This is a genomic window from Shewanella woodyi ATCC 51908 (genome assembly GCF_000019525.1).
GTDB classification, from domain to species: domain Bacteria; phylum Pseudomonadota; class Gammaproteobacteria; order Enterobacterales; family Shewanellaceae; genus Shewanella; species Shewanella woodyi.
The window spans coordinates 3,134,247-3,146,640 of the sequence record NC_010506.1 but is presented as its reverse complement, the minus strand read 5'-3'; the positions used below and the strand labels follow the sequence as shown (position 1 = coordinate 3,146,640).

Here is a 12,394-nt window from a genome sequence, read left to right as displayed (position 1 = left end):
AGATAGAGATGATAGAAGCAGATCGTTTAATTCACGCTGAGCCTCAAGGCATAGAGGAGCGTGATGAGCAGATTGATAGGGCGATGCGCCCTAAGATGCTTGATGAGTATACTGGTCAAGATGACAGCCGTGCTCAATTAAAAATATTTATTCAAGCGGCTCAAAACCGTGATGAAGCGCTTGATCATATGCTGATTTATGGTCCGCCAGGTTTAGGTAAAACTACCTTGGCCATGATTGTAGCTAATGAGATGGGGGTTAATATAAAATCAACCTCCGGTCCTGTACTGGAAAAAGCAGGGGATTTGGCAGCCTTGCTGACTAACCTCGAACCTGGCGATGTGCTGTTTATTGATGAAATACACCGTCTGAGTTCTGTGGTTGAAGAGATCCTCTATCCTGCCATGGAGGATTATCAGCTTGATATTATGATAGGTGAAGGTCCTGCTGCACGTTCAATAAAATTAGATCTGCCTCCATTTACGTTAATTGGCGCAACAACGCGAGCTGGGGCGTTAACGTCCCCATTAAGAGCAAGATTTGGGATCCCACTGCGATTAGAGTTTTACAATGTCAAAGACTTGAGTTCAATTGTGACCCGTTCAGCAAATGTACTTGAGCTACCTATTGATGAAGCTGGTGCCATTGAGTTAGCAAGGCGTTCACGTGGTACTCCAAGGATCGCTAACCGTTTATTAAGACGTGTACGTGACTTTGCTGAGGTAAAACATGATGGAGAGATAACCAAGCAGGTTGCCGAACTTGCTTTGGATATGCTTGATATTGATTCAGAAGGGTTTGATTATATGGATCGTAAACTCCTTCTTGCCATCATAGATAAATTTATGGGTGGACCAGTAGGCTTAGATAATCTGGCTGCTGCGATTGGTGAAGAGCGTGAAACGATTGAAGATGTTTTAGAGCCTTTTTTGATCCAGCAGGGCTTTATTCAACGAACACCAAGGGGAAGGATTGCTACCGATCGTGCCTATCGGCATTTTGATATCATTCAACCAGAAAAATAGTGATTAATTAATGGTATTTGCAGAGCAGGGAGCTTGCCTAAGGCTCACTGCTCTTCAATTCGTAGGATGTATTGAGGCGACTTCATACCTGGAGTTGCATTTTTTCCCGCCACAACCTTAGCACCAATATCAATATACTCACCCTCTAAACCAGGGCTCGCTAATCCGCTTGCAGGAAATGACTTCAATGTCTGATTTTTGTATCTGACGCGTAAACTCTTCAAATTAATCTTGTATTCATTAGCCAACTGGAAAAAATCGATGGATATTGGGGCTGTACTATCAGAGGTAATAAGGTATCGACCCTGATGGTAGTCATTATCAAGTAGGGTAGTATTCGTCGCTTTCCCCAGTTTTCCTTTCCAGTTAACGACAACAATTGAACTCTTACTGCTATTTTTTATAGCACTGGGATACTTAAGAGGTTGTATCTCTGTAATCGTGATAGCGGCAGTAGCATGAAATGGGAAGCTAATTATCAATAGGGTAATGAGTTTGCTAACTCGTGTTTTATAGACTGCTTTGACTGCTCTGTGAGCAATTTTAGTCAGATTTAACTTGGGTGAAAAATATACAACTACAAACCGCTGAACTTCTTTTTTAGGAGTATTTTTATCTCGGTATGTAAATAGGGATTTATACATGTTATTCCATTATTTTATTGTGGTCTTATATGAGGCTAAACTAAATAGCTTGTGGTAATACATGAATACATTTTATTTAATATACAATTTGTCATTGTGATACTCTCTCAAAACAAATTGCCTATAAAATACGAGTTAAATATATCCATAATATATTTATGGGTAAAATAATGTTATCCATAAATATACTTCGGAGAAATAATATTTTTTATCTCATTGTAAATATTGTGGTTTTGTTTTGTTCGCCAAATATGGTTACGATTTGAGTTCATTATTTGTTTGAGTCTTCGGCTATATTATATTATTTTTCTAAGATTGTAACGAAGATGTTGCAAAATGTTTCTTGTTTGATATCTTATGCTCTTAAGGTGCTAGCTTAACTAGCATTTTTACATTAGCTTGTGCTTTTAATTTGAGCTATTTACAACAGTGAAAATTATTTTAGGCATAGGGTACAAAATAATATAAAAATATTTGGGATTTAAATAATGAAGAATAATATTCTACTTTCTACTCTGATTGCGTCTACTTTTTTTATCTCAGCTCAAGCTGACGCTGCTCAAGCGACAGGTACGGCAAATTTCAATCTGGTTTACCCAATTTCTGTCACTGAAACTGCTGTGATGGAGTTTGGTGATGTGAGTATTCTTGCTGACGGTAACTGTACTTTAGGCTATGCAGATAACACTTCAGGTACAGCTTGTGTTGCTGGTGGTAATGCCGCTTTATCTGGTGAGTTTACCATCGCTGCTGATAACACAACGGTCAATATTGCCCTTTCTGCGGCCGATTCAGCCAGTGTTCCTGGTGTAACTTTTACTCCCAGTGTGTCAAGTAACACATTAACAGTCACTGGCAATAGTGCTGTGTTAAAAGTAGGTGGTAGTTTAGATATCGTTGCGGCAAGTGCGACAGCAGGTGCTAAAAACCTGACTTATACTGTCGATGTAACGTACTAAAAGTACCTGTATAAACCGCTAAGTATCTCTTTAAATATTTAGCGGTTAAAAAGAGACCATGCTCGTAGTACAAGCTAACCAATAATAAATATTGAGATTCAGTCTCATATAAATTAGCTGGGCGATAATAATGAAAAAATTTTTTTTGAGCTATTTTATAGCTTCACTTTTTAGTTCTGCGGCTTATGCCAACCTTCTTGTGACGCCAACTCGTGTAGAGTTAGATAATAAAGCGCAGCGTAGTGCTGTATTTTCGTTAGTTAACAAAGGCAAGCAAGACGCCAGATATAATATCTACTTTGAAGATAAAAAGTTACTTCCAACAGGGGATTATGTCTCTTTGGAAAACTCATCTACCTCTTTAGCTAAATTTGTTCGTTACTCTCCTAGGCGCGTGAGTTTGGCCCCTGAGGAGGGGACGAGAGTCAGGATGGCTTTAAGGTTACCTAAAGGTACCCCAGAAGGTGAGTACCGAAGTTATATTGTCTTTCATCAGATCCCATTAGCACCAACAGCTATCGATAATGAACAAAAAAATACCAGCAATACCTTGAGTTTATCGGTAACAGCTTATATGCGGATCTCTATTCCAGTGATCTTAAGGCTTGGCGCTCTCTCATCTGAAGTCTTTATCGATGCTGATTTAGATAGGAAAACTCAATCCAGTGTTGAGGTTACTCTAGTGCGTGAAGGGCTAAGAAGTAGTTATGGCGATATTGAACTATTTTTGGTATCAAGTGGTCAGGAGTTAGAAAACGTAGGTAGTTATAAAAATGCAGCTGTATACACAGAGTTAACAGCGCGCACCTTTGCTATTGAGTTATCTAAGCCAGTTGAGAGAGGTCGTGAACTCATTGTGCGTTATCGGGAGAGTGAGAGCTTATCCGATGCAAAAGTAGTTGAGACTCGAATCGTTCTTTAAAAATTCTATTTGTGTCTAAAGACGAATCACATCATATAGTGTCAAAGCATAAGTCATCATGGCCTATGCTTTTTCTACTTTCTATCACATTACTTTTACTCTTCTTTATCTATCTCTATTTAGAAGAGGTGTCTCCTTATCCTACTACCAGCATTGAACGGGAAGAACTAGAAGCTAACCAATATACTAAAGGTGATACTAAGCAAGGTACTGATCAAAATATTTTACAGAACAATAAAGCTAAGGGTCGGAGTCTAAAAGGGTTTGAAAGAGTTGCCGATGCTACTGACTCAACTCAATCTTTAAGCGATGCATTGTTTGAGAAAGAGTTTAAATATAGCAAGGAGCAAGTAGTCGTTGCTTCTGATGAGGTCGAGGTGTTCGTCTCTGAGCGGCGCCGTTTAGAGCAAAAAACGACGGGCAACAGGTCAATGAGGCCAGTAAATCTTAACCCTAATGCTGAGCTATCTAGTCCCAGCTCTTCTCAACAGCAGGTGAAGATGATTCAAGGGGAGAAGATCCCACTACAAGCCACTATAAAAGAACCTATATTGGTAAAAGAGCAAAGGTTACTGCCCAAAAAAAAATTAGCAAGTGACACCAATATTTTTACAACGAGAGTAAATAGCTCTGAGTGTGGGCACACAGTGTATTACGCTTATGAAAGCTCACCAACTTCAGATGAACTTTTTATTATCAGTCAGCTGAAGTATGGCGATCAGGTATTAAGTGATGAGATGTTTGCTTACCAGCAAGGTGGCGTCCAATATTTGCCTATTCAACTACTTGCAGAACTGCTCTTGCTGCCAGTACAACTTGATTCCGAGTCCCTATCGTTATCAGGTTGGTTTATATCTCCTGAACGAAAAATAGAGCTGAGCAATGGTCTACTAAGTTATTGGAATAATAAAGGAGCATGCGGGTTTCCTGATGGAGAGGTTTTCTTTGATGACTGGGATCTTTATTTAGATAAAGGGCTGATAGAGCATATGTTTGGTTTGAATATTCGTTTCGATGCTTCAAGGCAAAGGTTTACGATACAAGCTTCCAACGATATTCCTCTTTCACAACTCTTAGCAAGAGAACAAAAGTTTAAAGCGTTTGAAGCGGAGCAGAAAAAGCTTGCATCACAACAGATTATGGTTGTAGAAAGCCTTAATGCCAATATCGGCGATCTCGCTGGGCATATTGATCTTGGGATCGTCTCTCAGCAATTAGGTGATGTAAAGAGAACGAGTGATGAGGGCTTTATACAGGGGCGAAGTGATCTTGGTGGACATAATGCTTATCTGGGTTATTCCTGGTCTGATTCTGGAAAATATATCAACGGCTATATTGAAAAATTTTTAAGCGATCAATGGGTAAAACATTACCGAGTCGGCAGTGTTGACTCTCACTCCTTGCCATTAGTGTCAGAGTCCAGTTCAGGCTTAGGCGTCATTATTACGGCTGGTGATGGCTATACAAATGACTTTAGGCATATTGTGATTGAAGGAGAAATTGAACCTGATTGGGATGTGGAACTCTATAGAAACAATAGCCTAATCGCGATTCAGCGGGTGGGAGTTGATGCAAGATACCGTTTTACAGAGGTGCCTTACTATATAGGAACAAACCAATATCAGTTAAGGTTCTTCGGACCCAGTGGCGAGAGTCGCAGTGAATCATTTAGTAAAGTGTTGGATCAGTCAGTACTTGAACAGGGAAGTGTAGGAGTCAGTGCAGGTGCCATGGTCAGAGATCAAGATCACCTGAAGCAGTACTATTTGCATACTAACTGGGCAGTAACAGAAAATATCACCGCAGGCTTGTCCCTCATCAATCAGGAGCGCGCTGACGGAGATTGGCAGTTTCTTCCTAAATTGAGCATGAATTTACTCGGTGGGGAGAACCTTTTTCAGCTCAATTTAGCTCATAGTGGAGACGGTTATGCCTTAGGAGCTGCTCTGCAAGGGAGCAGTGATAATTTTGATTGGAATGCAGATTGGCAGTTTTTTGACAATTTTAACTCTTGGGAAAGTGCTCAAACTGAGTTAGTACAGGAGGCTAACCTTAGTCTTAACACCAATATTGAAGACTCTTCACTTAGCTTAGCGTTATCAGCTAATTGGAAAGAGTATATGCAGATTGATGATTTTATTCAGATAAATGCTCAACTAGCTGGTCAGTTTAACCGCCTCTCATACAGCAATAACATACGTTGGCAGTCCAATGGATCGCAAGAGCTTGTGAACGATCGCATTGCAATCTCTGGAAAGCTATTTAGTTGGTATCTTCGAAGTTATCTCGATATTGATATTTTACCTGAGCTTGAGCTTAACCAATGGGTCGTTAATGCGAATACCGCGTTAAGTGATGATGTTAACTACCAAGTTGAGATGAGTTATCAGGCTCAAGAGCAGAATGCTCACAGTATAAGAAATTCCATCTCATACCTTTTTGATCAAAGCTCGCTTCGATTAGTTTTAGAAAATTTTTCTGATGGAGACTGGTTTGCACAACTAAAATGGAGCAGCTCCTTTTTGTGGCAACCCAGCTCAGGCCTATTGCTACAAGACAGTGCGAGTTATTTAAATACTGGGGCCATTATTATAAAAGCATTTCAGGATGATAATGCAAATGGTGAGCTAGATGATGGGGAGCTCCCAGTTAGGGGACTGTCATTTTCAGGCCATAGCAGAGGCGGGGAGAAGACGGATAACAATGGTGAGTTGCTTATTACTCACCTGCAAACTACCCAAGCTCAACGACTAAAACTGAATGAGGCCAGCCTGCCAGATCCCTTCCTTATTCCGCTAGCAAGTGTGATTAGTGTTAAACCGCATCCTGGGCACATTGAGAAAGTACCATTTCCTATTCTATATACCGCTGAGATGGAGGGGCAGTTGTTTACAACATCTGGCTCTGTGGCAAAGGGAGTGCCAATTAAACTGCAAAGTCATACAGCTGAAAATGAATATGCAGTCAGGGTTGAGTTTGATGGTGTTTTTATTTTTGAACGTATTCTGCCTGGCCGCTATAAGCTCATTGTTGGAGATAAGTTTCACGACAATGTGGACCTAAAGCCAGGTGAGTACCTTGATTTAGGCGTAATAGCGCTTACCGGAGAGGGAAACGTGATCCATTAGCCTGTTTTATTATCATTTCTGACTATAATTGATTGAAACTCAATGTGATTGGTCAAGCATATGCTAAGTGCCGTGCTATTTGTCAGTTTAGTTGGTCAAGTTGGTTTTAACTTAATAGATCCTTTGCAGATCACTGAAACCAAGTCGGTCCATTTTGGTGATATTTTAAATCAGGCTAATGTATCCTGTCGAATGACACTAGGCTCACGTACTGGAGATGCCTGTATCCAGTCGCCATCGACACTTGGAATGTTTCGTATCAATAGTGCAGGGAATGCCGATGTTCAGATCCGAGTCTACTCTGCGGATTCTCAAGATATCGATTTTACTCCCCTACTTGAGAATGAGACATCAGAGCAAAATTACCAGTTAACCAAGGATGAGTTTGAGTTTAATGTAGGTGGTGAGTTGATGATAAAAAGAGCCATGGAGAAGGGACAACATCAAATTACATATACGGTTGAAGTGAACTATTTTTGAGCAATATTTCTATAATTTAAAATATGTAGTTCAGATTTTACGCGGATAACAAATAAAATAACATCCTACCTTGTGCATATAATTTAATCTGGCTTAACTCTATTATTAATATATCGGTGATGAGTATATATTGATTATTTGTTGCAATACAAAATCCGTATAACTTACGCAAATAACTTGTATCTATATGTAACTATGGTTAGGTGTTAAATATTCTTTAATTCCTATCTTACTAGCAAGTATATAGCTGAATATTTGCTGTACAGCGTTAAAAAACTACAGATGTTCTGTTGAACTCTTTAAATTCTACCCATGAAATTGAGCCTGAATGAGCATGGTTATAGCTAGTTCTGTGACCTGTGTCACAAAATTTGTATTTTCGAAGGTTACGCTAGTGTTAACGCTCTCTCGAAGTTAATCCCTACTTTTTTAGTGAATATTAGCGCCAAACACTACCAATTTCGATGTTTTATAGCGCGCAAACCATTGTCTATTTGTCCTGTTTACCTATTAGCTTATTTTATTTAACTTTGCTGTATCAGTCGTTAATAAAATAGCTGATTGACTGTATTAAGGTGAAACTTCAGTATCGAATGCAACGCCATAATTATTCATTTTCGAAACAAGAAAAGGCGCAATAATAATAAACAAGTGAGGGAGTAAACCTTAATGATAAGAACATCACAGCATTCACGTAATAAATTAGCGACAGCAATTAAACTAGGTTTAATTGCATCAGTATCAAGTACTACATTTACAGTATCAAATACTGCTTTTGCAGAAGAAGCGGGTGCAGACGTTGAACGCATTGCAGTTACAGGCTCCCGCATCCAGCGCCAAGACATGGAAACTGCATCGCCAGTAACCGTAATTGGTGCTGACGAAATTCGTGCCGAAGGTTTTACTACCGTTGACGAATTGCTACAAGCTCAAACATCTATGGGCGGTAAAGCAGTAGGTTCAAGCACTAACAACGGCGCAGACGGTGTAGCTCAAGTAGACCTTCGCGGAATGGGCTCACAGCGTACACTTGTATTGCTAAATGGCCGCCGTATGGTGAACTCAGGTTCAGGTGCAAACAGCTCTGTTGACCTTAACTCTATCCCTGTAGCAATGATTGCACGTGTTGAAATCTTAAAAGATGGCGCATCAGCTGTTTATGGCTCAGACGCTATTGCTGGTGTAGTAAACATTATCACTAAGAAAGACTTCGAAGGTTTCCAAGTTGACGTTCAAGGTGGCATGACCGATAAGAGCGATGGCGAAAATGGTGAGATCAGCGCCCTTTATGGCTTTAACACAGATACCGGAAACTACACATTTGGTGCCGCATATTCAGAGCGTAAAGGTGTAATTCAGTCTGATCGCGACTGGACAGATCCAGGTAATAGTTCATTTATTCCAAACGGCTCTTTGGGCGGTAAAGTGAAAGATGAAAATGGTAACTGGGTAGACCGCTCAGAAGGCTACGACTTTACACAAGACAGCTTCTACCAGACACCAAGCAAGCGTTACAGCCTATTTGCTAACATGACTCAAGAGCTAGGTGATGACATCGTAATGACCGGTGACATTCTATATACCAAGCGTAAGTCAAACCAGCAGCTAGCACCACAGCCTGCCAACATCATGCTAGATGTTTGTGCCCCTGGTGATGACCCTATGACTTGCCTAGAGCTTGATCAAGATATGATTGATGCAGGCATTAGCCCAGACAAGAACGGTCAGGTTAACTACAGAAAACGTATGAATGACGTGGGTCCACGTATTTATAATCAGGACACTGATACATGGCGTATCTCTGCAGGCCTTGAAGGTTCGTTAGATATCAATACAGGTATGAACTGGGATGCTTCGTACACTTACGGTAATAACAAAGCAAAAACTGGCGTAGAGAACTCTATTAACGCTAACTTGATGGCCGATGCTATCTATGCTGACCAAGATCCTTGGTTAACTGGCAAGCCAATGACTGATCAAGATGTACTCAATAGTGTTTCTTATGATGAAGAAGCTGACGGTGGTAACGAGCAGCATGTATTCTCAGCAGGCCTTAACGGTGAACTGTTTGACCTAGATGCAGGTGCCGTTGCATTCGCTATCGGTGCTGAGTATCGCTACGAGAGCGGATACTACAATCCAGATCCAATTGTTGTAGCGGGTGAAAGTACTGCAGCGCAGCAAGATCCAACAGATGGTAGTTACAATGTTATCTCGGTATTCCAAGAAGTGAGCGTGCCGTTTACTGATAAACTAACCGGTGAATTCGCACTACGTTTTGATGACTACTCAACATTTGGTAATGCATCTACTTGGAAGATTGGTCTTACTTATGAAGCAACTGATGACTTAATGCTCCGTACAGTAGCGGCTACAGGCTTCCGTGCACCAAGCGTTAGTGAACTATACGGTGGTAACTCAGGTTCTTACGACTACTTGGTTGATCCATGGGGTAACGAGAAAGACCCACAGATCTTAGTCAACCGTACTTCAGATGAAGATCTTAAGCCTGAAGAGTCAGAGTCTTATACTGCTGGTTTAGTTTACTCGCCAAGCTATGTTGACGGTCTATCGTTAACTGTTGACTACTGGCGCTTTAAAGTTGAAAACGCCATTACGCGTCTCGACACACAAGCTGGTATCGATGCTTGTTATGGGGGAGATGCATCAGCATGTGAAACCTTTAATATTGGTGCAGACGGTGATTTGTCTAACTTGACTAACTCACTAACTAACGTTGGTTTCCAAGATACAAGCGGTGTTGACTTTAACTTAGCCTACAACTTTGAAGCATTAAACCTTGATTGGGTTGTAAGCAACGATACCACCTACTTGTTGAATTTCGAGCAAGACGGTAAAGAGTACACTGGCACAATCGATGGTAACTTCGGTGCATATGCAGAAGTTCGTAACAACTTCAGCATTAAAGCTGGCCAAGACGATTGGAGCGTTATGTACTTCAACCGTTATATCGGTGAAATGGATGATTTAGCGACAGGTGATACTGTAGATTCAGTTCTGTACCACAACCTGTCAGCTACATACTTCATCAACGATGACTGGATGTTAAGCGCTGGTGTTAAGAACTTTACTGATGAAGATCCATCAAAAGTATCTAACGGTAGTGACGGTGGAACAGTACCAGAAGTTTATGACGTTATTGGTCGTACATACTTTGCTGGTGTAACAATGAAGTTCTAAATAGCTAAGGCTATCGACTTAAATAAAAAGCGCCGAAAGGCGCTTTTTTGTTTTCAGCCCTAAACCACCTACTTCAGTAGGTGGTTATCATCAATTAGGCTTTGCCTGAATATCTACTCATGTTAATTGAACTCTAACTTTTAGCGAAGTAATAGAGGATAAAAAACATGAGTAGATATGAGAAAGCATCGCATGTGTATTGGCGATGTCAATATCACATAGTTTGGACACCTAAGTATAGGTTTAGGATTTTAAAGAATAAGTTAGGAAAAGATGTTTACCGATGTATTCATGTCTATAGTGAGCAGTTAGGGTGTGTGGTTGTAGAGTTGAATGTACAAATAGACCATGTACATCTGGTTATCAAAGTTCCTCCGAAGCTATCGATTTCAAAGTTGATGGGTGCTTTAAAAGGTAAAATTGCTTTGAAAATGTTTAGCAAGTATCCGTATCTTCGGAAAAATAAGCTATGGGGAAATCACTTTTGGCAAAGAGGTTACTTTGTTGACACAGTGGGGATTAATGAGGAAGTGATTCGAAGATATGTAAGGCATCAAGAAAAGGTTGAAAAACAGGAGCAGCCGCAATTAGATTTGAAGTAGATAACGCCCCCTTTTAGGGGGCTAATACAAAGCCACCTTCTTCAGAAGGTGGATTCTTTACTTTGATTGGTACTAGCCTAATCCTTTCTGCGCTGAACTCATTTGAATAAATTCAATTTTGTAGCCATCAGGATCTTCAACAAATGCAATCTCAGTGCTTCCACCTGCGACAGGCCCTGGTGCTCTGATTATCTTGCCTCCGGCAGCCTCTATGGCTTTACAGCGAGCGTAAATATCCTCTTCACCAATTGCTAGGTGACCAAAAGCATTACCGTGATCATAGCTGTCAGTATCCCAGTTATAGGTAAGTTCGATAACGGCACTGCCGCTTGCTTCATCACTGAAGCCGACAAATGCTAAGGTGTATCTGTATTCACTGTTTTCAGATTTCCGCAGCAGTTTCATGCCCAACACCTGTGTATAGAATTCAATGCTGGCTTCAAGGTTGGTGACGCGGATCATGGTATGGAGCAGTTGTGACATGCTTGCCTCTTAAGTGTAAAAGTTGGGGGAGAGAGTAGGCTGGAATATATCATTAAGCTTGCTTAACTTCACAGTTTTAATAGACAAGAGTTTGAAGTCGCTTCATAAATTCCGATAATAGCTTAAATGTAATTTTGGAGTTTAACATGAACATAGAATTAAAAATGGCTTTGGCGACAACCGCAATTATCGGTGCATTCCTCTCTATCTTCTTTGTCTGTTTATATTAATAGAGTCATAAAAAAAGCCGCATTGCGGCTTTTTTTATGGAAATGTAAGCTATAGCAATTGTGTTATCATCACTCAGGATAGACCTTCTCTTTAAACTCGCACAGCTCTTCGATTAGACAGCTGCCACAACGAGGTTTGCGGGCAACGCAGGTATAGCGGCCATGGAGAATAAACCAGTGGTGTACATCAACCTTAAACTCCGCAGGAACGACTTTTAACATCTTCTCTTCAACCTGATCGACATTTTTCCCCATGGCAAATTTTGTGCGGTTGGCGACACGAAAAATATGGGTATCAATAGCGATAGTTGGCCAGCCAAAAGCTGTGTTTAGTACAACATTTGCGGTTTTACGACCAACACCAGGAAGGGACTCTAATGCCTCACGATCTTCAGGTACTTCACCATTATACTTCTCGATTAATATCTCACATGCCTTGATGACATTAATTGCTTTATTATTGTATAAGCCAATGGTCTTTATATACTCTTTGAGTCCATCAACCCCTAACGCGTAGATAGATTGGGCAGTATTTGCGATGGGAAAGAGCTTATCTGTTGCTTTGTTAACGCTAACATCGGTAGCCTGAGCTGACAGAGTCACAGCGACAAGTAGCTCAAAGGGGCTCGAAAAATTTAGCTCAGTTTCAGGGTGAGGGTTATTTTCTCTGAGGATCGATAAGATCGCTTGTCGTTTCTCTTTATTCATCTCTTTTAGTCG

Annotated in this window: 10 protein-coding genes; 7 read left to right on the top strand and 3 right to left on the bottom strand. The window is 40.6% G+C overall.

All coding sequences use genetic code 11. The features are described 5' to 3' along the window. Positions 1-8: 8 nt before the first annotated feature. Positions 9-1,025 carry a Holliday junction branch migration DNA helicase RuvB gene (ruvB, locus tag SWOO_RS13250; RefSeq protein ID WP_012325188.1) on the top strand — a complete coding sequence of 339 codons (1,017 nt, stop codon included), beginning with the start codon at positions 9-11 and terminating at the stop codon, positions 1,023-1,025. A 44-nt stretch (positions 1,026-1,069) separates the two neighbouring features. Here the strand turns inward: ruvB and SWOO_RS13245 are convergent, their stop codons facing one another. Continuing rightward, a complete protein-coding gene (locus SWOO_RS13245) occupies positions 1,070-1,669 on the bottom strand; it encodes a hypothetical protein (RefSeq protein WP_012325187.1) in 600 nt (199 codons plus the stop codon). 488 nt (positions 1,670-2,157) lie between these two features. Here SWOO_RS13245 and SWOO_RS13240 point away from each other — a divergent pair, with 488 nt between their 5' ends. From SWOO_RS13240 to tnpA, 6 genes are all read left to right on the top strand, one after another. Continuing rightward, a complete protein-coding gene (locus tag SWOO_RS13240) occupies positions 2,158-2,628 on the top strand; it encodes a hypothetical protein (RefSeq protein WP_012325186.1) in 471 nt (156 codons plus the stop codon). Between the two features lie 130 nt (positions 2,629-2,758). Then, the gene (locus tag SWOO_RS13235) at positions 2,759-3,550 is read left to right on the top strand and encodes a fimbrial biogenesis chaperone (RefSeq protein WP_012325185.1); all 792 of its coding nucleotides are present in this window, start codon (positions 2,759-2,761) and stop codon (positions 3,548-3,550) included. Positions 3,551-3,615: 65 nt separating this feature from the next. Beyond that, positions 3,616-6,678, top strand: coding sequence for a hypothetical protein (locus SWOO_RS13230; RefSeq protein WP_012325184.1), 3,063 nt, complete (start codon positions 3,616-3,618; stop codon positions 6,676-6,678). A 60-nt stretch (positions 6,679-6,738) separates the two neighbouring features. After that, a complete protein-coding gene (locus SWOO_RS13225; protein ID WP_012325183.1) occupies positions 6,739-7,158 on the top strand; it encodes a DUF4402 domain-containing protein in 420 nt (139 codons plus the stop codon). Between the two features lie 669 nt (positions 7,159-7,827). After that, positions 7,828-10,359, top strand: coding sequence for a TonB-dependent receptor (locus SWOO_RS13220; RefSeq protein WP_012325182.1), 2,532 nt, complete (start codon positions 7,828-7,830; stop codon positions 10,357-10,359). 167 nt (positions 10,360-10,526) lie between these two features. Then, positions 10,527-10,961 carry an IS200/IS605-like element ISShwo2 family transposase gene (gene tnpA / locus SWOO_RS13215; RefSeq protein ID WP_012323117.1) on the top strand — a complete coding sequence of 145 codons (435 nt, stop codon included), beginning with the start codon at positions 10,527-10,529 and terminating at the stop codon, positions 10,959-10,961. Positions 10,962-11,033: 72 nt separating this feature from the next. On the opposite strand, the gene gloA is transcribed toward tnpA, so the two are convergent. Together gloA and nth are read right to left on the bottom strand one after the other, a co-directional pair. Beyond that, on the bottom strand, positions 11,034-11,444 hold the full coding sequence (gloA, locus tag SWOO_RS13210; protein WP_012325181.1) for a lactoylglutathione lyase: 411 nt from the start codon (positions 11,442-11,444) through the stop codon (positions 11,034-11,036). Positions 11,445-11,743: 299 nt separating this feature from the next. Continuing rightward, positions 11,744-12,382, bottom strand: a complete 639-nt coding sequence (nth, locus tag SWOO_RS13205) for an endonuclease III (RefSeq protein ID WP_012325180.1) — start codon at positions 12,380-12,382, stop codon at positions 11,744-11,746. Positions 12,383-12,394 lie beyond the last annotated feature (12 nt).